The sequence below is a fragment of the Streptomyces olivochromogenes genome (assembly GCF_001514115.1).
In the GTDB taxonomy this organism is placed as follows: Bacteria; Actinomycetota; Actinomycetes; order Streptomycetales; family Streptomycetaceae; genus Streptomyces; species Streptomyces olivochromogenes.
Window position 1 is genome coordinate 432,954 of the sequence record NZ_KQ948455.1, and the last position, 22,644, is coordinate 455,597.

Consider the following 22,644-nt stretch of genomic DNA (forward strand, 5'->3'; position numbering starts at 1 on the left):
TCAGCGTGCCCCGGTCGGCCCTTCCCCACCGGTCGGGCCGGGCGCGCCCCGCTCGTCCTGAGGAAGCGTCAGTGTCGCGATCGCACCGCCCGCGGGAGCGTTGGCGAAGACCAACCGCGCGCACAGCACCTCCGCCTGGCCGAGCGCGATCGTCAACCCCAGTCCATGGCCCTTCGAACCGCCCTCCGTTCGGAACCGCTGCGGCCCGTGCTCCAGCAGGTACTCCGGATAGCCGCCGCCGTGGTCCCGCACCGTCACCACCGGGCCGTCGACGGTCAGTACCACCGGGCCCGCCCCGTGCTTGTGCGCGTTGGCCACCAGATTGCCGAGCACCCGCTCCAGACGGCGCCGGTCGGTCTCCACCCGGACATCACTCACGACCCGCACCTCGGTCTCGGTGCCCGACGCCCGCACCACCCGCTCGGCCAGCGGGGCCAGCGGCTCCGAGTCCAGCTCCAGCAACTCCCGCCCGGCGTCCAGCCGGGAGATCTCCAGCAGGTCCTCGGTGAGCGTCCGCAGCGTGGCCACCCGGTCGCGGACCAGCTCCGTCGGCCGGCCCGGCGGCAGCAGCTCCGCCGCCGCGTGCAGCCCGGTCAGCGGGGTGCGCAGCTCGTGCGCCACGTCCGCGGTGAAGCGCTGCTCGCTCATCAGCTTGCTCTGCAGCGAGGACGCCATCGTGTCGAGGGCCCCGGCGACCGCGGCCACCTCGTCCTGGGGGCCGGCCGGGTACCGCGTACGGGGGTCCACGGCCGTACGGGGATCGTTGACGCGCGCGTCCAGGTCGCCCGCGCTGATCCGCCGGGCCACCTGTGCCGTCGCGTGCAGCCGACGGGTCACCCGCGTCACCGCGAACGCTCCCACCAGCAGCGTCGCGCCGATCGCCAGCGCCGAGGACCACACGATCGACCGGTCCAGGGCGTCGATGGCGTGCGCGCCCTGGGAGTAGTCGAACTGCACGGCGAGCGCCCGCCCGCCGCTTGCGGGTCCGGCCGCCCACATGGTGGGGTGCGGGTCGCTGTCCCCGACCATCGTGCCGCGGTGCCCGTCCGTCGCCAGCTCGCGCAGCGGCGCCGGCAGACCTGGGAGGTCCAGCCCCGCGCCCGGCGGCAGCCGGTCGCCCGCCTCGTAGGCCGCCGTCACCTCCGCCAGCCGGTCGAGCGCCCGGCCGCGGGCCTCGCCGACGGTCTGGTTGGTCACCGAGACATGCACGAGGACGCCGAGCAGGGCGGCGAGACCGCAGCACATCACCGTGATGAAGGCGGCGGCCTTCCAGGTGAGGGTGCCGGCCCAGTGGGGGAGACGGCGGGGCGGCCGGAAGCGGCGCGGGCGCAGCCTCATGGGGCGCTCGCGGCGGTCGACGGCGCGGGGGAGGTGGAGGGGGAGACGAAGTGCGAGGCCGACGGAGAGGCCGCGGGAGAGGCTGAGGGCGAGACCGGTGGGGCGGGGGGTGCCGAGGGGACGGGTGCGGCGGTGCCGCGCAGGGTGGGGCTGGGCGTGCCCACCCGGAGGATCTCGTCCCGGGTCGCCAGCATCGCGTGCTGGTGCGGGTCCCAGGTCCACACCGTGCGGTACTCGTAGCCCGGCAGGGTCGAGGGCGAGCGGATGATCACGTCACGGCCCGCGACCTCGACGCTGATCGTGCTGTCCGCGGTGCCCATGATCTGGACCAGCTTGTGGTGCTCGAAGGTGTACACACGCACCGCCAGCTGGTTCTGCGGAAAGCGGATGCCGAGCACCAGGTCGTCCTTCCGGTCGCCCGTGAGATCACGGTAGTACGCCTGGAGGATCGGGCACTTCCCGCCGAGCGTGCCCTTGCCGGTGCAGTACTTGAGCTGCTGGGCCGTCTCACGGTACGGGGCGTGGACGGCGCTGTACTCGTCCGGGTGGCGGCCGACCTCGGCACGGAACACGGCGATCGGGTCCACCTTGTGGATGTCGTCGCCCGGCGCCGTGATGCCCGTCACCGTCTCGGTGTCCGCCTCGCCGTAGTCGAGGGCGGCCGTCGACGCGGGCGGCAGCTCGGGCCAGAGCCGGGCCGGGCCGACGGCGGTGGGCGTCGCCCCCGCGCCCCGCAGGGCACCGGAGTCGCCACAGCCCGCCACGGCCGCCGCCAGCAGGGCGACGAGGACTGCGAGCACGAGACGGCTAGGCCGGGTGGGGGTCACTGCTCTCCTGCGTCCGGGCCGGCCTCGATCCGGGGCCAGGGGGACGGCTCGGTGCGCGAGGTCGGCGTGAAATCGACGAAACCGACGCCCCACACCATATTCGTAGGGAAGTCCTTTTTGTTCGCGGGTGGGGTCGGTGAGGCCGGTGAGAACATGACGGGGTGCCGACGTGAGGGCGCGACGGCGTGAGGCCGTGGGGTGCCGGACGTGCGGGCGGCGGAGGCCGGAGGTCAGGTGCCGGGGGCCAGGGGCTGGAGGCCAAGGGCCGGGGGGCTACTCCGCCAGTTCCTCCAGGAGGCGGGCCGTGGGCAGACCGGCGCGCAGGTACTCCACGAACAGTTCGTTGTGCAGGGCCCAGGGCGAGCGGCGGCTGCGGATCAGGCGGATCGCCTCGTCGGAGGTGTGTCCCGCGAGGACCAGCGCGTGCGCGACCACGAGCCCCGAGCGGTTGTAGCCGTGGTAGCAGCGCACCAGGACCCGGCGCCCGTCCTCCAGTGCGTCGTCCGCGGCCCGCGCGAGCCGGATCACCCCCGCGAGCTGTGTCCCGTCCAGGGGACCGTCCGGAATCGGCCACACATGGTGCTCGACGCCCGGGTCGGGGCCGTGCCCCGGCAGCCGCAGCAGTGTCAGGACCAGGTCGAACTCATCCCTCACGACCGCGAATTCCGGCTCGCCGGCCCGCCCCGCGAACGCGTGCCCGCCCATCCACAGGCCTGGCACGATCTCGCTCCACGGGCTGTCCGGAGCGGGCACATCGGGTTGCTTTCTGCGAGTCCGCAACAGCGCCTCCCACAACTCCCCCAACTGCTCACAAAGGTAACCGGGTTCTTGCCCCTGGAGCACCCCGCCTGTTCCCATGGTCGTGGGGTGATGGTGCATGAACGGACTGCGCGTCATACCGACCTGGCGCCACGGGCAGGAGCGCCTGTACGTGTGCCTGACCGACGGGAGGAACGTCGCCTGGTACGACCGTGAGGCCGCCCGCGTCAATCTGCTCAGCGAGGAGCGGCGGGAGGACGTGCTCGACGCGCTCGGCCCGTTCCTGACCGGCCCGGTGACGGTGGGGCCCCCACCGGTCCCGACCCCCGCGGAACTGGCCCGGCTGACCCTCCACCCGGACGACGACCTCGCGCCGAACCGGCCCGGCGAGGCGTTGATGATCGACCTCGACCGCGACCCGGGACCGGCGCGCCGCCTGCGGCCCGACCCGCGGCGCCGTGCGCTCGCCGCCGAGCAGGCGGTCGGGGAGGCCCTGGACCATCTGGAGGGCGCGGGCTGGCACACCCTCCACTCCATCCCGCTCCCCGGCGGCGACCGTGTCCACCACTTGCTGATCGGCCCCGGCGGCATCTTCGCCCTGCGCTCCCTGCACGCCCGCAAGCAGCGGGTTCTCGTCGCCGACCCCATGGTGACCGTCGGCCGCCGGGAGCCGTATCCGCTGCTGCGCCGGGTCCGAGCCGACGCCGACCGGGCCTCGTACGCGCTGACCGCCGAGGTCCACGCCGTCCTGGCGGTGGCGGGCCCCGCCGAGCTCGATGTCCTCGCCCCCCTCCGGGAGGTCCGCGTCCTGCAGGACACCGACCTGTCCTCGCTGGCCCGACTCGGGGGTGTCCTGAAGCCGGCGGACGTGGAGGCCCTGCACGCGATGGCCCGCGACCGCCACACATGGCTACGAACGTGACCTCGTAGCCCTGGATCGCTGCGGGCCGGTATCTGTTCGGCCGCGGGTGGGTGGGGGCTGGTCGCGCGGTTCCTCGTGCCCCTGAGAGCCTCGGCTCGGTCGGGGGTCGAGGGTGAGGTCCCAGCGAACCGACCTGGGCCCGCACCCTCCAGCCGGTCCGGCGTGTGAGGTCGGGGCCGGGGGCCGCGATCCACCCAGCCCGGCCCGTGACTTCAGCCCGTCCGGCGTTTGAGGACGAGGCCGTTCAGGCCGTGCGGGGGTCCAGGGGGCGCAGCGCCCCTGGCGGGGTGGAAGGGGCGGAGCCCCTGGGGATGGGACGGGTAGGGGCGGCGGGGGCGAGGGACCGGTTGGTCAGGGGGACGGGGTGAGGAGGGGGGAGAGGAGGTCGCCGTGTCGGTGCAGGCGCGGAGCGATGTCGTCGGCGTGGAACACGAGCCCGGACGGGTCCCCGCAGGACGCGACCTCGTCCCACGTGACGGGGGCGGACACGGTGGGCGCGGACCGCGCACGCAGCGTGTACGGCGTGGCCGTCGTCTTCCGCGCGGCGTTCTGACTGTGGTCGACGAACACCTTCCCGGGCCGCAGACTCTTGGTCATCCGGTGCGTGACGAGCGCAGGCAACACCCGCTCCGCTTCCACGGCCAGCTCCCTCGCATACGCGCTGACGTCCGATGACGGCATCCGCACCACCGTCGCCAGCAGATGCAGCCCCTTCGACCCGGACGTCTTCGCGTACGCCTCGATCCCGTCCACAGCCAGCCGCTCCCGCAGCCACAACGCGACCTCGCAGCACTCGACGACCGTCGCCGGCGCCCCCGGGTCGAGGTCGAACACGATCCGGTCGGCCAGACCGGGCGCGTCCACCTGCCACTGCGGCGTGTGGAACTCGGTGACGAGGTTCGCCGCCCACATCAGCGAGGGGAGGTCCTGGACCAGGACCATCCGGGCGGGGCCCTCCGTCCGGGGGACCTCGGCGGTCCGGACCCAGTCGGGGGTGCCGGGCGGCACGTTCTTGGTGAAGAAGACCTGTCCGTCCGGTCCGTCGGGGTAGCGGAGGAAGGAGACCGGCCGGTCGTGGAGGTGCGCCAGCAGCGGCTCCGCGACCGTCGCGTAGTAGTGCAGGACCTCACCCTTGGTGAAGCCGGTCGCGGGGTACAGCACCTTGTCCAGATTCGTGAGCGCGAGCCGCCGTCCCTCCACTTCCGTGATCGGCGTCATACGACGAGAGTCGCATGAAATCGCCGTCAAAGCGCCGAGATCGCCCCGCCGCCCCCTTGCGGATGTGAGGTCGCGCACACCCGTCTAGCCTGGCTTTCAACCGCACCCGCGAGCCCGCGTCGGCAAGAACCCGTACTCACCGAGAACCCGCGTCAGCAGGAACCACCAGGAAGGTGCCGCACGTGCGATCCATCTGGAACGGCGCCATCTCCTTCGGTCTGGTCAGCATCCCGATCAAGGTCGTGAACGCGACGGAGAGCCACTCGATCTCCTTCCGCCAGGTCCACCTGGACGACGGTGGCCGCATCCGGTACCGCAAGTTCTGCGAACTGGAGGACCGCGAGGTCACCACCGGTGAGATCGGCAAGGCGTACGAGGACGCGGACGGCACGCTGATCCCGGTCACGGACGAGGAACTGGCCGCGCTGCCGATCCCCACCGCGAGGACGATCGAGATCGTGGCGTTCGTGCCGGCCGAGCGGATCGACCCGCTCCAGATGGACACGGCGTACTACCTGGCCGCGAACGGCGTCCCCGCCACCAAGCCGTACGTCCTGCTGCGCGAGGCGCTCAAGCGCAGTCAGAAGGTCGCCGTCGCGAAGTTCGCACTGCGCGGGCGGGAGCGGCTCGGCATGCTGCGCGTGGTGGACGACGTGATCGCCATGCACGGGCTGCTGTGGCCGGACGAGATCCGGTCCACGGAGGAGGTCGCGCCGGACGCGAGCGTGACCGTACGGGACAAGGAACTCGACCTGGCCGACGCACTCATGGACACCCTCGGCGAGGTCGAGCTCACCGAACTCCACGACGACTACCGCGAGGCCGTCGAGGAACTCATCGCCGCCAAGGCCTCCGGCGAACTCCCGGCCGCGCCGCCCGCCGGGGAGCGGGCCGGCGGCAAGGTGCTCGACCTGATGGCCGCCCTGGAGAAGAGCGTGCGCGCGGCCAAGGTGTCCCGGGGTGAGGAGACGGGCGAGGAGACGGGTGAGGAAGCCGGGGCGCGGACCGGCGAATCCGCCGAGGTCACCCCGCTGCCCTCCCGCAGGTCGGCCCGTACGGCGCCCAAGGAGGTCGGCGGGAAGAAGTCCACGTCGACCGCGAGGAAGACGCCGCCGAAGAAGGCCGTCGCGAAGTCCACGGCGAAGTCGACGGGCCAGGCGGCCGGCAAGGCGGCGGCCACCAAGTCCACCGCGAAGAAGACGGCGGCCAAGAAGACGACCGCCAAGAAGGCGACGGGGAAGAAGACGGCCGCGAAGAAGGCCACCCCGCGGGGCCGCGCCTCGGCCTGACCGCCCCGGGGCACCCGCGGGCCCCGGAGCCCCGTCACCTCGTACGGATCGCCTCGTACGGATCGCCTCGTACGGCTCACCTCGTACGGATCACCCTGTACGCCGCAGGGCCAGCACCGCATTGTGCCCGCCGAAGCCGAACGAGTTGCTCAGGGCGAGGTCGCCGAGCGCCGGCAGCCGGCGGGGGCTCTTGGTCACCACGTCCAGGTCGATCGCTTCGTCCTGCTCGTCGCAGCCGATGGTGGGCGGGATGAGGCCGTGGTGGAGGGTGAGCACCGTGGCGACGGCCTCCACACCGCCCGCGGCTCCCTGGAGATGGCCGAGGTGGCCCTTCAGCGCGGTCACCGGCACGCTCCCGCCGAGCACCGCGCGCAGCGCGCTCGCCTCGGCGAGGTCGCCGTCGACGGTGGCGGTGGCATGGGCGTTGACGTGGACGACGTCCACGACATGGGCACCGGCGTCGTGGACGGCCCGGCGCAGTGCCAGCGCCACGCCGCTGCCGGACGGGTCGGGCGCGGCCATGTGGTGGGCATCGGCGGACAGTCCCCAGCCCGCGGCCTCGCAGTAGACGCGCGCGCCGCGTGCCCGGGCGTGCTCCTCGGCCTCCAGGAGCAGGAAGCCCGCGCCCTCGCCGTTCACGAAGCCGTCGCGGTCGCTCGCGAACGGCCGGGAGGGGCTGGTGGAACCGAGCTCGTGGGTGGAGAGCGCGCGCATGGCGGCGAACGAGGCCATGATCGCGGGGGTGACGACGGCTTCGGCGCCCCCGGCGAGCGCGACGTCCACCCGGCCGTAGCGGATGCGGTCGATGGCCTGTCCGATGGCCTCGGTGCCGGAGGCGCACGCGCTGGTCACGGTGCGGGCCTCGCCGGTGATGTGCAGCGCGAGCGACACCTGGGAGGCGGCCTGCGAGGGCACGGTCATCGGAGTGGTGAGCGGGGAGACCGCGCGCGGGCCCTTGTCCCGCAGCTTGCGGTCGCCGCCGACGAGCACGGAGGCGTCACCGAGGATGGCCCCGACCGAGACGCCGACCCGCTCGGGCGCCAGCCCGCCCTCCGTCGTGCCGGCCGGGTCCAGCCCGGCGTCCTGCCAGGCCTCGCGGGCGGCGAGCACAGCGAACTGGGCGGACCGGTTCATCCGCCGCGCCTGCGGCCGGGGCAGCAGTCCGACGGGGTCCACGGGCACGCTGCCCGCGACCCGCACGGGCAGTTCGGCGAACTCCTCGCCCTCCAACTCGCTTATCCCGCACCGGCCCTCGACCAGGCCCCGCCACAGCTCCTCGACCCCGACACCGAGCGGCGTCACGGCACCGAGCCCGGTGACGACGACCCGGCGGGGCACGTACGCCTCGGCGGCCCGCCTCGGACGCGGGTAATGACGTACGACATGTCCCTTTTGGGTGGCTTGTTCGGTCAGGTCCCGCAGTTCCTCGTCGGGGACGGGATCCTCGGCCCTGCGGTCCAGGTCCCGGTACCAGTGACCCCACCTGCGGGTGTACGACTCCTCGACGGCCCGGGGGTCCACGGCGCGCAGTGAGGTGACGCGGTCGCCGTCCCGGAATTCCACCGGGTCGAGGTCGGTGGAGGTGATCTCGGGAATTGCCCCGACATCCATTCGGCGGCAGGCGGTGGTCACTTGGTGACCACGCTCGAATACCTCGTCGTGATCAATTCCGCCGAGTGGCGGCCGCAATGTCAGGCGAATGGTGTGGGGAGTTTCGGGAAGGGTGTGCATCACCACGTACCAGGTGTTCTCCGCCACATCCTGTTCGGACAGGGCGACCAGATCGCCAGGGATCACTTCGGCGACGGTGACGGCGTGGGGCTGTACGGGAACGTCGGACGAACGGCGCATGGGGAGCGATTGCTTTCTGTGGGGATTTCCGTCCCCAACTTTCGGCGACAAAGTAGGAATTGCCTAGATGTCCCCACCGCATAGTGGGCAACGTCACCGAAAGCAGTGATCAGTATTTCGCTCCCGTATCTCTACTACCGCCCCTGGTCGGACAACTGAATCCCGTGGCCGCCGAGTTCGTCGAAGTGCCGCCCCGGTGCGGGCGACACGGGGGCGGGGCCCGGCACGTACCGGACCCCGCCCACCCGCGAAGACGGGCCCTACGCCTTACGGTCCTGGAGCTGAGGGCGTTGGGTTTTGTTGCGCTCGCCGTTCTGGAGGTCGGCCGCCCGGTTCCACCGTGTCGGTGGCGTGGGGGAGGGCGCCCAGGAATCGGCGGCGATCTCTTCGGAGTTGAGCACGTCGTCGCCGTAGAGATCCCGCAGCCAGCTGGCCTGGTAGATGGTGTCGAGGTAGCGCTCGCCGAGGTCCGGGCCGATGGCCACGGCGGTGAGTTCGCGCGCGTCGTGCCGGCTCAACCAGTCCGTCGCGCCGCTGACCACCGTGCCGGTGGAGCCGCCGAACACGAACCCTCTCCTGGCCAGCCGGTGGCAGGTACGGACGGTGTCCCTCTCCTCGACTCGTATCACTTCGTCCACGTAGGACTCGTCGAGCAGTGGCGGGCGCATGCTCATCCCGAGGCCCGGAATCATTCGGCGGCCGGGCGGACCACCGAAGGACACCGAGCCCACGCTGTCCACCGCGACGACCCGCACCGGCCGGTGCCACTCCCGGAAGTAGCGCGCGCAGCCCATCAGGGTGCCGGTGGTGCCGGCCCCGACGAACAGCACGTCCAGCTGCGGGAACTGACGGGCGATCTCCGGCGCCGTCCTGCGGTAGTGCGCCTTCCAGTTGCTCGGGTTGGTGTACTGGCTGAGCCACACATACCGGGCGTCGGAGGCGCACAGCGCACGCACGTACTCGATCCGCGCGCCGAGATAGCCGCCGTTGCTCTCCTGCTGACCGGCGATCATGTGCACCTGGCTGCCCAGGGCCTCCATCATCATCCTGGTCGACAGGTTGCCGCGGGAGTCCGTCACGCACAGGAACCGGTAACCCTTGCTCGCCGCGATCATGCTCAGCGCTACGCCGAGGTTCCCGGACGAGGACTCGACCAGGATCGAATCCGGCTTCAGAACTCCGTCCCGCTCGGCGGCCTCCACCATCTCGAGGGCGGCCTTCATCTTGATCGAACCGGCGAAGTTGAAGCCCTCACACTTCAGGAAGAGCGGGTGCCCGATGATCGCCCGGAGGTCGACATAGAGATCCTCTTCGTTGAAGGCCTGGGGAACGGAAATGACGGGCACGACGGTCTCCTCAATCTGGAGCAGGGCACTTTCGGAATGTCCGTCCGACCGTGGGCGGGCTTCTCGCTTCTGCGGGCGGGAGCCCGTGTCCATCCGAGTCGGACAGGGCCCTGTGTCAGGGGCTGCTGTCTTGTGCGGCCCGGGTTCGAGGCCGACTCACCCGTACCGGCTCAGTTCGTGGAAGAAGTCGTCGACGACGTGCAGTTCGCCGCCGCGGGCCACTTCGTCGTAGACGTACTTGCCGACCGCGAGGTCGAGCACCCCGAGGCCGAAGGGCGAGAACACCACCGGCCGGTCCGCCGGCACGGTCACCCGCCCGGCCATCACGTCGTCCAACGTGCCGTGCACGAAGTCCCGGTTGCCCGTGAGCTGCTCGGCCAGATGCGGCGAGGTGTCGGCCTTCAGGCAGTGCTCGATGTCGTCGACGATGTTGGTCGAGGCGAGCAGGATCTCCGGCGCGAGGTCGCGCAGCGACACGTGCAATACCACAGGGTTGTGTTCGAACCAGGACAAATCGCTGACGTGCGGCTGCCCGGCGACCGTGGCGAAGACCACCATGTCGCTGTTGCGGATCAGCTGCTCGGCGTTGTCGTGCACGGTGATCCGGCCGGTGGCGCCCGACTGTTCCAGATAGCACCGGAAACCCGCCGCGCTGTCGGTGGACAGGTCGTGCACACCGATCTCGTCGAACGACCAGCCGGTGCCGACCAGGAACGTGTGGATGTACCGGGCGATCAGGCCCACCCCGAAGAAGCCGACCCGTGCCGGTCGTGGCCGGTCACGGCTGAGCCGGCCGGCGGCCGCCGCGGCCGACGCGGCCGTCCTGGTGGCGCTGATGATCGAGCTCTCCAGACAGGCGAACGGGTAGCCGGTGTCGTGGTCGTTGAGGATCAGTACGGCCGAGGCCCGGGGGACACCGGTCGCCACGTTCTCCGGGAAGCTGGAGATCCACTTCAGGCCGTCCACCCGTACCTCCCCGCCGATCGAGGCGGGCAGCGCGATGATCCGGGAGGACGGACGGTCGGGGAACTTCAGGAAGTACGACGGCGGGTTCACCGAGTCACCGGCGCCGTGCACCCGGTAGGTGGCCTCGACCAACTCCATGATCTGCTTCTCGCGGCCGCGCAGCGCGCGCTGCACCTGGGCGCCGGGGATCACCGCGAACGGCGGCACGGTGACCGGCGCGGCCGGAGCGGACATCGGTGCGGATTCCCGCGTGGTGGAACGGGTGGTGGTCATGACGCGGTCACCTCGACGGTCGGGGAGCAGTCGGTCAGACGCACCGGGTCGGCCAGGGCGACGAGCACTTCGCGAGGTCCCTCGAAGGGCTCCCGGCTGTGCGCGGTGCGGATGTTGTCGACGAGCATCAGGTCGCCGGCCTGCCACGGCTCGCGTGCGGTGTGGGCCTCGTAGACGCTGTTGAGCTGCTCCACGACGTCCTCGCCGATCGGGTCGCCGTTGCCGAAGCGGGTGTTGAACGGCAGCCCGTCGGCCCCGTAAACGTCCATCAGGTACTCACGCACCTCGGGGGCCATCGTCCACTCGTTGAGGAACGCGATCTGGTTGAACCAGCAGCGGCGGCCGGTGACCGGGTGACTCACCACGGCGCTGCGGCGCTGTCGGGTGCGCAGCCCACCGTCCGGCTGCCACTCGAACGCGATGGCGTTGGCGCGGCAGTAGCGCTCGACGGCAGCACGGTCCTCGGTGCCGAACGCCTCGGCCACGGACGCCCCGATCTCGTCGTTGTAGCTGCGGGTGAGCAGCCAGCCCTCGCGCTCGAACCGCTGGGTCAACTCGGCGGGCAGCGCGTCGAGCACGGTCGGCGCGTCGGCCACCGCGGTCGCCCCGCCGTCGGTGGGCGCGCTCAGACAGGCGAACATCATCAGGCCGGGGAACTCGAGCGTGTAGCTCAGTTCGTGGTGCATGCACATCGGCTGGTTCGGCGGCCACTTCGTCGAGGAGTACACGCCGTCGGAGTAGGTCCGGCGGGGTGCGAAGACCTCTTTCTCGGTCATCAGACCGGTGGCGAGCTTCGAGAAGACGGCACCGGTCTCGGCCGCGTCGCGCAGTCCGAGACCGCGGACCAGGACGCAGCCGTGTTCGGCGACGACGGCGCGCAGCGCGTCCCGGTGCGCGGCTGCCCAGCCCGCCGCGCCACCGGTGGCCTCGGCCCGCAGGAGCGGAGGCCTGCCGGGCTGCAGTTCCACGTCGACCATCGACGCCGTGGAAGTGGACGACATCTCGATTTCCTTTCCGTAGCCACTCAGTTGGTTGTCACTCGGGTCAGTCACTCGTCGGTTGTCACTTGTCGGTTGTCATTCGTCGGTTGTCACCTGTCACCTGTCAGTTGTCACCTGTCAGTTGTCACTCAGGAAGGAGCGAACAGTTCGGCGGCGCGCAGAACGGCCTGTGCCGCTTCGGCCGGACGGGTGCGCGGGAAGTAGTGGCCGCCGTCGGCGAGCTCGTGCAGGTCGACCTGTTCGGCCAGGAGCTGCCAGTCGCGGTAGCGGTGCGGGTGGTCCGCCGTGCTCGGGTCGTCGGCGGCGACGACCACGGTGACCGGAGCGGACAGCTTGGGCGTCGGCGGGTTGTCCAGGAGGTCGGCGAAACAGCGGTGCGCGGACACGCAGTCGTGCCGGTAGGCGGCGCCCACGTGCTCGGCGTGCCGTGCGTCCAGCTCGCCGAGTTCGGTGTACCCGCCGGCCGCGCTCAGCCGCGCGGCGATCTCGGCGTCGCTCAGTTCCGTCAGCTCGTCGATGGCGGCACGCCGCCGGGCGGCGTCGCCGAGCAGTTGCGCGCCGAGGAACACCCGCTGGACGTCCACCCCACGCTCCTGGAGCCTTCTGGCCGTCTCCACGGCCGGCGCCGCGCCCGAGGAGTGGCCCCACAGCAGGATCCTGGTCAGGCCCCGCCGGACGATCTCGTCGACGACCTGTTCGACCACCTCGGTCATCGGCGCGAACGGTTCGCTGTCGGCGGCCACGTCGTGACCGGGCAGCTCGACCGCGTAGACGGCGGGCCCGCCGGGCGGCAGCGCCCTGGCGAGCGGCTGGAAGTTCACCGCGTTGCCGCCGGCGTACGGGAAGCACACCAGGGCCCCGCCCCGCGTGTCGTCCGATTCCGACAGCGGGTGCAGCAGCCCGGGGCGCCGCTGCGACCTGCCGTCGACCAGCGCGGCCAGGTCGGCGAGGACCGGGTGACGGGTGACGTCCTTGAGGGACACCGCACGGTCCAGGGTGATGGCGAGCTTCACCGCCGAGAGGGAGGTGCCGCCGCGGTCGAAGAAGTGGTCGCGGCGTCCGATCCGGTCCTGCGGGACGCCGAGGACCTTCGCCCAGGCGGCCGCCAGCCGGTGTTCGGTCGGTGTGTTCGGCGCGTGGTAGTCGTCCTGGACGACGTCGAGGTCTCCGGCGAGCGCCTGCAGGGTCTTCCTGTCGATCTTGCTGTTGGCGGTCAGCGGCAGGCTTTCGCGCCAGTGGAAGGCCGACGGGACCATGTACTCGGGCAGCGACTCGGCGAGCCGGGCCGGCAGGACGTCGCCGTCGAGGGCCCGCGGGCCCGAGTAGAACGCCACCAGGTGCTTGCTCTGATCGGCCCGCTCGGCGACGACCACCGCGCCGTCGCGCACCCCCGGCACCCGCAGCAGGGTGTTCTCGATCTCGCCGATCTCGATCCGGAAGCCACGGATCTTGACCTGGGTGTCCCGGCGGCCGAGGAACTCCAGCTTGCCCCCGGGCTGCCAGCGGCCGTAGTCGCCGCCCCGGTAGAGCCGGGCGCCCTCACGGTGCGGATCGGCCAGATAGGCCTGCCGGGTGCGCTCGGGGTCGTTGATGTAGCCGCGGCCGACGCAGACGCCGGAGAACACGATCAGACCGGGGGCGCCGAGCGGCACCGGGGTGAGGTGTTCGTCGACGACGTAGACGCGTACGTTGTTGACCGCGCGGCCGAGCAGGATGCGCTCCGGCGCCCGGTCCATGACCTCGTGGTTGGTGTCGTCCGAGGTCTCGGTGAGCCCGTAGGCGTTGACCAGCTTGATTCCGGGCTGGACGGCGAACCAGCGCTCCGTGAGCTCCTTCTTCAACGCCTCGCCGGTGACCGACACGCATCGCAGGTCCGGCAGCTCGCGGGGGTGCTGCCGCAGACAGGACACGACGACGTCCAGGTACGAGGGCACGACCTGGAGGACGGCGACCCGGCCTTCGACGATCTTGTCGACGAACCGCTGGACGTCCAGGATCACCTCCTGCTCCACCAGCAGGGTCCGCCCGCCGACCAGGAGCCCGGACACCAGTTGCCACAGCGAGATGTCGAAACACTGTGGTGCGGTCTGTGCGACCACCTGCCCCTCGCCGAGCCCCAGGTCGTCGATCTTGGCGTAGAGGTGGTTGAGCATCCCCTCGTGCTCGCACATCGCGCCCTTCGGCTCACCCGTGGAGCCGGAGGTGAAGTAGATGTAGGCGAGTTGGTCCGGTGCGACGGGCACGCCCGGATCGTCGTCGGCGTGGTCCTCCGCGTAGGCCGCGTCGATGAGGACCTTCCCGGTCCCGGGCAGGGACTCCAGGGCCTGGTCGAGGGTGGTGGTGCTGCCGTGCTCGGTCAGCACGAGGGCGCACCCGGCGCGAGTGAGGGTGGTGGCGATGCGGCCGGCCGGGAAGTGCGGCTCGATGGGCAGGTACACGCCCCCGGCCTTGAAGACCGCCAGCACGGCGGCCGGCCAGTCCAGGTTGCGTTCGGTCACCACCGCGACCACGCCCTCCCGGCGCAGCCCGCGCGCCAGCAGCGCGCGTGCCAGCCGGTTGGCCCGGGCGTTGAGCTCGCGGTAGGTCCACCGCCGTTCACCGTGTACGGCCGCGACGGCGTCCGGGTGTTCGCGCACCCGCTGCTCGAACAGCTCGTGCATCCGGCGGTCGGGCAGCTCCCGGTGGGGTCCGGCGAGCCCTTCGAGCTGGAAGTGGAGTTCCTCGGCGGAGAGCAGGATCTGCCGTCCGTGCTCGGCATCCGGACCGACGGCGATCCGGGCGAGCGCGGCGACGTGGTAACCGGCGATCCGTGCGGCGCAGTCCGCGTCGAGTACGTCGGTCCGGTACCGCAGCCGCAGCACGAGCCGGCCGTCCCGCGACGAGAACCCGATCCGCACCACGGTGTCCTCGGCCAGGTCGCCGCCCACACCGCCCGGATCGAAGACGGCCTCGAACGGCGGTTCGTTCAGGCCCAGTTCGCGCCTGAGGTCGTCGACCGGGAAGTCCTTGTGCGACAACACCTCCGACGCGGCCCGATGGGCGTTCAGCAGCAGCGTCCGCCACGTCGGGGGTTCGGTCGTCAGCCGGCAGGGCAGCGGCCGGCCGCCGTCGGCGGGGACGTAACCGGACACGACCTCGCGTTCGCCGGACAGCGCGGCGAGCACCTTGGCGTGCGCGGCCAGCAGCACCGAGTCGAGCGGTACCGCCAGGTCCTGCGCCAGCCCGCGCAACGGTCCCGCGACGTCCTCCGGGACCGTCGTCTCGTGGTCGGCGACGCCCGCCACCGGCTGGGGCGTCCACCGCGGCACCGCGGTGAACCCACCGGCCACGAGCTGACCGCGCCAGAACTCACGATCGGCTTCCACTTGCACTCTCATCGCATCTTCCCGTTTGACTGGGCCTGCAGGCCGGAGTGGTCACGCTGTGCCTTGTACGCCAGTGCGGCAGGCTGGTAGGGGGCCTCGCGCGTTTCGGCCGCCGGATTTCCGCCCCACCGGGCGCGCTCCGGGACTTCCTCGCCCTTCATGAGGAAGGAGTCGGGGGCGAGCTCCGCTCCGTCGCCCATCGTCACGCCGTAGTGGACGTGGGCGCCGACACCGAGCGTGGAGCCGGCGCCGATCGTGCTGCGGTCGGACTTGAAGGTGCCGTCCTCCTGCGAATGGCACTGGATCTTGCTTCCCGCGTTGAGCGTGCAGTCGTTCCCGATGGTGGTGAGCATCCGCTCCGTCAGGTGGCAGCCGTCGTCGAAGACCCTGCTGCCGATCCGAACGCCCAGCATCCGCCAGATCAGGCTCTTGAAAGGGGTCCCGTTGAAGATGTTGAGATAGTTCTCGGGCACCTTCCAGAGGCGCTCGTGCCACCAGAAGTACGGTTCGTAGATGGAACACAACTGCGGTTGCAGCCCGCGGAACGCGGCGATACAGCGCTCCACCATGACGAAGTAGAGCGGTGTGAAAGCGAGGCTGAACATCAGGAACGCGGCGATCAGCACATGCCCGTAGGAGTCGTACAGATCGACATCGGCGAGAGCGACCACCGTGAGGACGAAGAAGTAGATCCACCGCACCATCAGGAAGAGGGTCATCGAGCGGATGTTGTAGCGATTCTTCGCGGCGAGACTGCGACGGAACTCCTCGCCGCTGCGGAGATGGTCGAACCGTGAGTCGCGCTCGACCGACCGGGGAATCTCGAAACACGGCGAGCCCAACAGGCCCACACCCTCGCGTACCTCTCCTTCGAGCGGAATCATCACCTTCGTCGCGAGGAGGCAGTTCTCGCCCGTTCTGGCCCCCGACGGATAGGCGATGTTGTTCCCGATGAAGTTGCGCGGTCCGATCGAGGCCTTGGACACCCGGAAAGAGGAGCTCGAATAGTCCGCGTTGACGATGGAGAGCCCGTCGGCGACCATCGTGCCGCTGCCGACCGAGCACAGATACGGGCTCTCGTGCTGCACTTCCGTGCCGAAGTTCGACCCGGTCTGTTCGATCCGTGACAAGTCGTATCCGAGGCCGCGCAGATAGTAGACGATGTAGGAGCTGTCGCCGAGCAGCCATTTGAAGAACTTGATGTTGGTCATGCGCCCGATCGCGCGGAACGTCGAGTAGTGGAAGCCGTACAGCGGGTAGACCTTGTCCGGCTTGATGACCAGGTTCAGCAGGCGCGGAACGGTGAACAGCACGGCCACGCCGAAGACGACGAAGCCGAAGAACAGCACGAAGGACAGGGCCAGCGCGTCGCCGTAGAGAGCCGGTGAGGAGTACCCCACCGACCCCGGGCCCAGCCGGTCGTGCAGCGCGGGAACCAGATCGATCAGCATGTACGCGCCCCCGACCATCAGCGGCACGTAGAGGAAGAACACCTGAAGCAGGGTGACGAAACCGAAGCCGACCCGGCGCAGTGTGCCGCACGCGGCCGACTCGATCCGCACGTAGTCGTGCTCGGTGGGCTGTGCCGGGGATCCGTGCCACTGCTGACCGTCCGGGACCGTCTGGCCGCTGTACAGCGTGGACGTGTGGCCGAGCTGCGCCCCGTCGCCCATCGACGTGTCGATGTCGAGCACGGTCTTCTCGCCGATGAACACGTCCCGGCCCAGGGTGACCCGACCGGTCTGGATACGCCCCGCGTGCGCCCGGTAGCAGTGGAAGAACGAGTCCTTGCGGATCACCGTTCCGGCGCCGATCGTGAGCAGGTCGGGGCAGGCCGGAGTCTGGCGGGAGAGGATCGTGACCCCCTTGCCGATCCGGGCGCCTAGGGCGCGCAGGTACAGCACGTACAGGGGATTGCCGACGAAGAAGATCATCGGATTGGCGTGGATCAGCGCCTTGACCGTCCAGAAGCGCAGATACGTCAGTCCCCAGATCGGGAATTCGCGCGGTTTCCACCGGCCGACGAGAATCCATTTGGCCACGATCGGGAAGGTGCACAGAGCGACGAAACCGATGGAGCCGAAGACGAGCGATCGCATGTAGATGCCGAACGCGTTCGAGCCGGCGGACACCCATCCGTAGCCCCGGTCGGCGACAATTCCGGCGAGGAAGGAATATCCCATGAAGAACAAGAACTGAAGCGCTCCGCAGAGGACGTACCGTGCCGTCCCGGCCCGCGTCACCACCGTGGCCGGCGCCGGAACCGACGACTCGGCCGGAAGCGGTTCGGTGTCCGCGAGACCCGTCGCAAGGCTCCGGATCGTCGGGTACCGGTAGATGTCCTTCATCGACGCCGAGGGGAGATCCGGCCGCTTCCTGATCCGTGCGCAGAATTGAGCCATCACCAATGAGTTGGCGCCGAGGTCGTTGAAGAAGTGACTCTCGACCGATACTCGTTCGACGTCGATGACGCCGGCCAGCACCTCTGCGAGCTCCTTCTCGATGACGATTTTCGGTCCGGTATACCCACGCTTGTCGAGTGCGGATTCACCCGTACCAGGCGTCAGGACTTCGACGGACTTCTCCTCCATGCGAGCTCCTTGAGGAACTTTCGAACGCCGCCTGCCAATACGGTCGACGCCCTGTACGCGCGCTTTTCGGCGGCCGGAGCGAGTAATCCGGAAGCCATGAGGTCAGGATCTGTTCCGGTCGCAAAACCGGGCCGGTCACAAGGCCGTTGCCTCAGTCTTAGCCGTCCATCCGTGGGGCTGCCACTCGAACCGGATCGTGTCGGTATGGCACTGGCCTTCGACGGCGTCAGGGGGGTCTCGCCGCTGACGCCCGGTGCCCGCGGCACAGAGCGGTCGGCGCCCGTTTTCACTCCCCGTCCACGATCCCGACCGAGGGGATGACGAGGAGTTGCGCACGGGATTCGCCTTACTGCGTACGAGTGGCGTGTACCTGATCCGGAAGGGTGGCCGGACGCCGCCGACGGGGTCGCGGACGCGCGGAGGAGAAGTGCGGCACGAGCCGCTCACGCGGGCCGAGGAGAGGGCGCAGGGACGTCCACGGAGAGACACGGAGAGAACGGAGACAACGGAGAGACACGGAGAGGCACGGAGGGATGCCGAGGGACATGAGGAGGCGTGAAGAGGCATGAAGAGGTACGGAGAGGCATGAAGAGGTACGGAGAGAAGTGCCGTCGGCACCCCCGGCACGACTGAGCCGGAGGCGCCCACGCGGTCGCGTGGGCGCCTCCGGCTCGGACCGGGACCCCGTTACTGCCCGGCGGGGGGCGCCGCGTGTCCCGACGGCGCCTTCTCCGTGCCGGGTACACGTACCAGGTCCACGTCGCTCGCGCGGACGTAGGCGATCCGGTGGCCGAACTGGATCTCGTAGTACTCCTCGCGCCCCGTCACCACCAGGCTCGGTGTGTCGCTGAAGGTCGACCTGTCGATGTAGGAACCGACGGGCCGGGACTGCGCCACGTACCGCTGGCCCGCGAGGAGGGTGTACGGGAGCGGGGACTCGGACTGCTGTTCCACTCCCTCCGGGTAGGCATCCTCCTCCGGGAGGGCACGCCCGAACACCGGGATCTCGCTCACGCCCTCCTTCGGAGTCACGAACGCGCCGCTCGCGCCGACGGCCGTCGGACGGTTCTTCGGGTTCTTGAACCACGCCTTGTGGCCCAGGTACCAGATCGCCGTCCAGTCGCCGCTGCGTCCGGCGACCGCGTAGGTCTGGCCGGCGGAGACCCGCGACCCCAGGTCGTTGACGTCCTCCGTGGATGCCTCGCCGTCGGGGCGCCGGCCCGGGTCCTGGATCAGTGGCGCGTGCTCGTCCGGCTCGGTGTGCAGGCGGACGGCGCTGGAGCCGTGCGGCGCGCACTTCACACCGCTCTTGGTGCACCCCGTGAACACCGGCTTGTGGGTGCCGAAGTCCGGCAGCACGGTCACCAGGTCGCTGTTGGGCCCGGCCGTCGCACGCAGGGGCGCGCCGAGGAGGTCGAAGTAGTGCCGCCAGTCCCAGAAGGGACCGGGGTCGTCGTGCATGTCGGGGATGCTCGAGCCGGTCGGCGACGCCACGTTGTCATGCCCGAAGATGTGCTGCCGGTCGAGTGGGATGTCGTACTTCTTCGCCAGGTAGCGCACCAGTTTGGCCGAGGCCTGGTACATCTGCTCCGTGTACCAGGCGTCGGGCTGTCTGAGGAATCCCTCGTGCTCGATGCCGATCGAACGTGCGTTCACAAACTGGTTCCCGGAGTGCCAGGCCACGTCCTTGGTCCTGATGTGCTGGGTGACATGGCCGTCCTTGGAGCGGATCGAGTAGTGCCAGGACGCCTCCGTCGGATCCTGCACGGTCTGACGCATGGACGGCAGGTCCGCCTCCGTGTCGTGGATGACGATGTACTCGATCTTCTGGTCCCTGGGCCGGTCGGCCAGGTCGTGGTTGCCGTAGTCGCCGTCGTCGTCGTACTCGACGTACGGCGCGGCGAGCCAGTCGCAGGTCAGCGCCGCGGGACACTCGACCTCCTTGGGCCGCCGTGCCGCCTCGGGGTGAGGGGTGCGGGGGTGTACGCCCGGGGTGGCGGGGAGGGTGACCTGCTGACCGGAGTCGGTGGTGCGGTGCGCGCCCTTGCGGATCAACGCGAAGACGTTGTTCGCGTACTCCGCCGCCGACGTGGTGTCTCCCGTCCCCGGGAAGCGTGCCACCGCCTCCCACCAGTCCGCCGGGTTGGTGCTGAGCGGCTTGCCGAGTTGCCGTTGTGTCTCCGCGAGGAGCGCCGCACCTCCGCGTACGTTGGCCTCGGCATCGGTCCGCAGCCGCGCCACCGGGGCTCCGATCAGGCCGGCGGCCCGGCGCAGGTCCGCGGGCTGCGCGGAGCGTCCGCCCGGGGAGCCCGCCCCGGGCGAGGCCGAGGGCCCCGCCGCGGCCGCGGGCGGCTGGGCACCTCCGCGGTGCGACTCCGACGGAGTCGGTGCCGGGGACTTGCCCTTGGTCTTGGCCTGGCGGGCGTCGACCAGGTGCATCGGCCCGTAGCCGCCGACGACGCTCGGGGTGCCCGGCCGGGTGTCCCATCTCGACTGCAGGTAGGACACGCCCAGAAGCACACTGCGCGGCACGTGGTACTCGTTCGCGGCGTCCGTGAAGACGTTCTGCAGCTGGCGGTCGGCCGATGTCCCTCCGGCGCACGCCGCCGGGCCGGCCAGCAGCGGCATCAGGAGCGCCGCGGAGGCGGTCATGCGGACTGTACGGCGGTGCTCACGTGGGGAGTTGGGGACACGGGGGGCGACACGTCTTCTCATCGCAAGGGTCTCCAATCATGCTCGTCGCAATCAGGACAAAGGAGTTGCCCTCTGCATCACCCCCCGTACGTTTCCGTGCCCGACACGCCCCGTCGCGCCAAGCGTCACTGGTGTGGCCCAGCCACCCGGCAGAGGCCACCCGGTCGGCGGCAGAACGTCCGCCACGGCGGGGAGTCGGCGCGAGCCCGCCGCGGCGCGCGGGAGTGCCGTCGTACGGGCGTGCGGGAGTCCCGTCGTACGGGCGTGCGGGAGTCCCGTCGTACGGGGTGCGCGGGAGTGCCGTCGTGCGGGCGTGCGGGAGCGCCGTCGAGCGGGAGTCCCGTCGTACGGGGGAGGTGACGGCTCAGTCCTGGACCGGGTCCACCTGCCAGTCGGGGTGTCCCGGCATGGGCGGGGTGCGGTCCCCGTACAGCCACGGAGTCAGGAACGGCTTCAGGTCCTCGCCCGCGACCTCGGACGCGAGCGCGACGAAGTCCTGGGTGCTGGCCGCCCGCCCCTGGTACTTCGTCACCCAGGACCGCTCGATCCGCTCGAACGCCCCCTCACCGACCTTCTCCCGGAGGGCGTAGAGCACGAGCGCCGAGCCGTCGTACCGCACCTGCTTGAACAGGGCGGCCTCGGTGCGGGGTTCGGCGGGCGCCCCGTCGTCGTGACGCCACTGGTCGTGCTGCTCGTACGCCGCCCGCATCGCGGACTCGACGCCGTCGCCGCCGTGCGCCTCGGAGTAGAGACGCTCGTAGAAACGGGCGTGACCCTCGCTCAGCCACAGGTCGGACCACCGCCGGATGGCCACGCTGTCGCCGGTCCACTGATGGGTCAGCTCGTGCACGAGGTCGCGCTCGGCGTCGACCCGGTCACCCTGCAGGTCGCCCTTCGGCACAAGGGACAGCGACTGCGTCTCCAGCGCCACCGGCAGGTCCGTGTCCCCCACCAGCACGCCGTAACGGCGAAAGGGGTACGTGCCGAGCCGCTGTTCCAGCCAGGCCAGGTGCTCGGGCGTCAGCGAGCGATAGGCCTTGGTCTCGGTGACCAGGTCGCCGGGGACCACGTCCCGGACGGGCAGCCCGTGCGGACCGGTGCTCTCGACGAACGTGAACTTCCCGATCGCCATCTGCACCAGCTGCGCCGCGACCGGCTGCTCGGAGTCGTACGTCCACCGGACCCGTCCGTCGGGCCGCGGGGCGCGCTCGACGAGCCGCCCGTTGGCCACCGCGCTGACACCCGGTGGAGTGGTGATGAGGAAGGTGACCGGCGCCCGCAGGCTCGGATGGTCGTTCGCCGGGAAGATCATCTTGGCCCCGTCGGGCTGCGGATAGAGCACGGTGCCGTCGGGCGTGGGCACCCAGCCGTAGTCTCCGATCGCGTCGCCGCGGTGCCTTCGCTGTGTCGGGTCGGCGGTGTAGGCGACCCGCACGGTGAACGCGGCGCCCTGGGGGATCGGCTTCGCGGGCGTGACGACGAGCTCGTCTCCGTCGCGCACGGTCCTCGCCGGTACGTCGTCCACGGTGACCGAGTGCAGCGTGTTGCCCGCGAAGTCGAGGTCGAAGCGGGACAGGGACTGCGTGGCGCTCGCGCTGATGGTCGTACTGGCGTCGAAGCGCGTCCTGGGCGCCCGCCAGTCGAAGGCGAGCGTGTAGCGGGTGACCGTGTACCCCCCGTTGCCGTCGAGCGGCAGAAGCGGGTCGCCGATACCCGGGGCACCGGGGGAGGGGGCCGCGCCGGGTGATCCGGCGGAGGGGGTGGTGCCGGAGGGGTCGGTGCTGGAGGGGACGGTGCCGGAGGGGTTGGTGGTGGCGAGGGTGCCTGGGCGGGCGGGGGAGGGGTGGTCTTTGTGGGGGAGGACGCCGACGAGGACGACGGCACCGCCGATCCCGATCCCGACGGCGCCGGTGAGGGTGAGGAGGAGGGCCGTACGGCGGGTGCGGGGGCTTGGGAGACCACGGAGGCCGCGGGGACCACGGAGGCCGCGGAGGCCACGGGACTGATTCGGCTGCCGGGGGTCGTGGATCTCCATGGCCGCACTATGCCAGCAGGATCAGCCCATAACCGCCTATTTCGGCCCACATCCCTGTCGGTCACTTCATGGGCGGTCACCTCGTGCGGTTACTGGCATGGGTACCGCCATTGGGTACCCCGTCGGGTACCGCCATTGGGTACCGCGATCAGAAACGGGGATTCCTCCC

General features: G+C 70.5%; 14 protein-coding genes. 2 read left to right on the plus strand and 12 right to left on the minus strand.

The genetic code is table 11. From position 1 onward, the window contains the following. From AQJ27_RS17075 to AQJ27_RS17085, 3 genes are all read right to left on the minus strand, one after another. Entirely contained in the window at positions 1–1,338 is a 1,338-nt protein-coding gene (locus AQJ27_RS17075; RefSeq protein ID WP_067368860.1) for a sensor histidine kinase, read from the minus strand. Next, the gene (locus AQJ27_RS17080; protein ID WP_067368863.1) at positions 1,335–2,165 is read right to left on the minus strand and encodes a hypothetical protein; all 831 of its coding nucleotides are present in this window, start codon (positions 2,163–2,165) and stop codon (positions 1,335–1,337) included. The genes AQJ27_RS17075 and AQJ27_RS17080 overlap by 4 nt, the downstream gene beginning before the upstream one ends. Positions 2,166–2,438: 273 nt before the next feature. Continuing rightward, complete coding sequence (locus AQJ27_RS17085) at positions 2,439–2,945, minus strand: protein-tyrosine phosphatase family protein (protein ID WP_079065052.1); 507 nt, start codon at positions 2,943–2,945, stop codon at positions 2,439–2,441. Between the two features lie 97 nt (positions 2,946–3,042). Between AQJ27_RS17085 and AQJ27_RS17090 the strand changes: the two genes are divergently transcribed. Then, positions 3,043–3,846 carry a nuclease-related domain-containing protein gene (locus AQJ27_RS17090; protein WP_067368871.1) on the plus strand — a complete coding sequence of 268 codons (804 nt, stop codon included), beginning with the start codon at positions 3,043–3,045 and terminating at the stop codon, positions 3,844–3,846. Positions 3,847–4,197: 351 nt separating this feature from the next. Here the strand turns inward: AQJ27_RS17090 and ligD are convergent, their stop codons facing one another. Continuing rightward, positions 4,198–5,064 (minus strand): non-homologous end-joining DNA ligase, encoded by an 867-nt coding sequence (gene ligD / locus AQJ27_RS17095; RefSeq protein WP_067368874.1) that lies wholly within the window; start codon positions 5,062–5,064, stop codon positions 4,198–4,200. Between the two features lie 182 nt (positions 5,065–5,246). Here ligD and ku point away from each other — a divergent pair, with 182 nt between their 5' ends. After that, entirely contained in the window at positions 5,247–6,353 is a 1,107-nt protein-coding gene (gene ku / locus AQJ27_RS17100; RefSeq protein ID WP_067368878.1) for a non-homologous end joining protein Ku, read from the plus strand. A gap of 90 nt (positions 6,354–6,443) precedes the next feature. On the opposite strand, the gene AQJ27_RS17105 is transcribed toward ku, so the two are convergent. From AQJ27_RS17105 to AQJ27_RS17140, 8 genes are all read right to left on the minus strand, one after another. Beyond that, the gene (locus tag AQJ27_RS17105; protein WP_067368881.1) at positions 6,444–8,204 is read right to left on the minus strand and encodes a beta-ketoacyl-[acyl-carrier-protein] synthase family protein; all 1,761 of its coding nucleotides are present in this window, start codon (positions 8,202–8,204) and stop codon (positions 6,444–6,446) included. 260 nt (positions 8,205–8,464) lie between these two features. Further along, positions 8,465–9,550, minus strand: a complete 1,086-nt coding sequence (sbnA, locus tag AQJ27_RS17110; RefSeq protein WP_067368884.1) for a 2,3-diaminopropionate biosynthesis protein SbnA — start codon at positions 9,548–9,550, stop codon at positions 8,465–8,467. 156 nt (positions 9,551–9,706) lie between these two features. Further along, positions 9,707–10,789 carry a 2,3-diaminopropionate biosynthesis protein SbnB gene (gene sbnB / locus AQJ27_RS17115; protein ID WP_067368886.1) on the minus strand — a complete coding sequence of 361 codons (1,083 nt, stop codon included), beginning with the start codon at positions 10,787–10,789 and terminating at the stop codon, positions 9,707–9,709. Beyond that, positions 10,786–11,790 (minus strand): TauD/TfdA family dioxygenase, encoded by a 1,005-nt coding sequence (locus AQJ27_RS17120; RefSeq protein WP_067368896.1) that lies wholly within the window; start codon positions 11,788–11,790, stop codon positions 10,786–10,788. Before AQJ27_RS17120 ends, sbnB begins: the two co-directional genes overlap by 4 nt. 128 nt (positions 11,791–11,918) lie before the next feature. Then, positions 11,919–15,167, minus strand: a complete 3,249-nt coding sequence (locus AQJ27_RS17125; RefSeq protein ID WP_067368901.1) for a non-ribosomal peptide synthetase — start codon at positions 15,165–15,167, stop codon at positions 11,919–11,921. Next, positions 15,164–17,746 (minus strand): Pls/PosA family non-ribosomal peptide synthetase, encoded by a 2,583-nt coding sequence (locus AQJ27_RS17130; RefSeq protein WP_067368902.1) that lies wholly within the window; start codon positions 17,744–17,746, stop codon positions 15,164–15,166. Before AQJ27_RS17130 ends, AQJ27_RS17125 begins: the two co-directional genes overlap by 4 nt. A gap of 687 nt (positions 17,747–18,433) precedes the next feature. Further along, positions 18,434–20,398: an N-acetylmuramoyl-L-alanine amidase gene (locus AQJ27_RS17135; protein ID WP_067368903.1), complete on the minus strand. Its 1,965-nt coding sequence runs from the start codon at positions 20,396–20,398 to the stop codon at positions 18,434–18,436. Between the two features lie 406 nt (positions 20,399–20,804). Continuing rightward, entirely contained in the window at positions 20,805–22,475 is a 1,671-nt protein-coding gene (locus tag AQJ27_RS17140; RefSeq protein WP_235613526.1) for a M1 family metallopeptidase, read from the minus strand. Between the last annotated feature and the right edge of the window lie 169 nt (positions 22,476–22,644).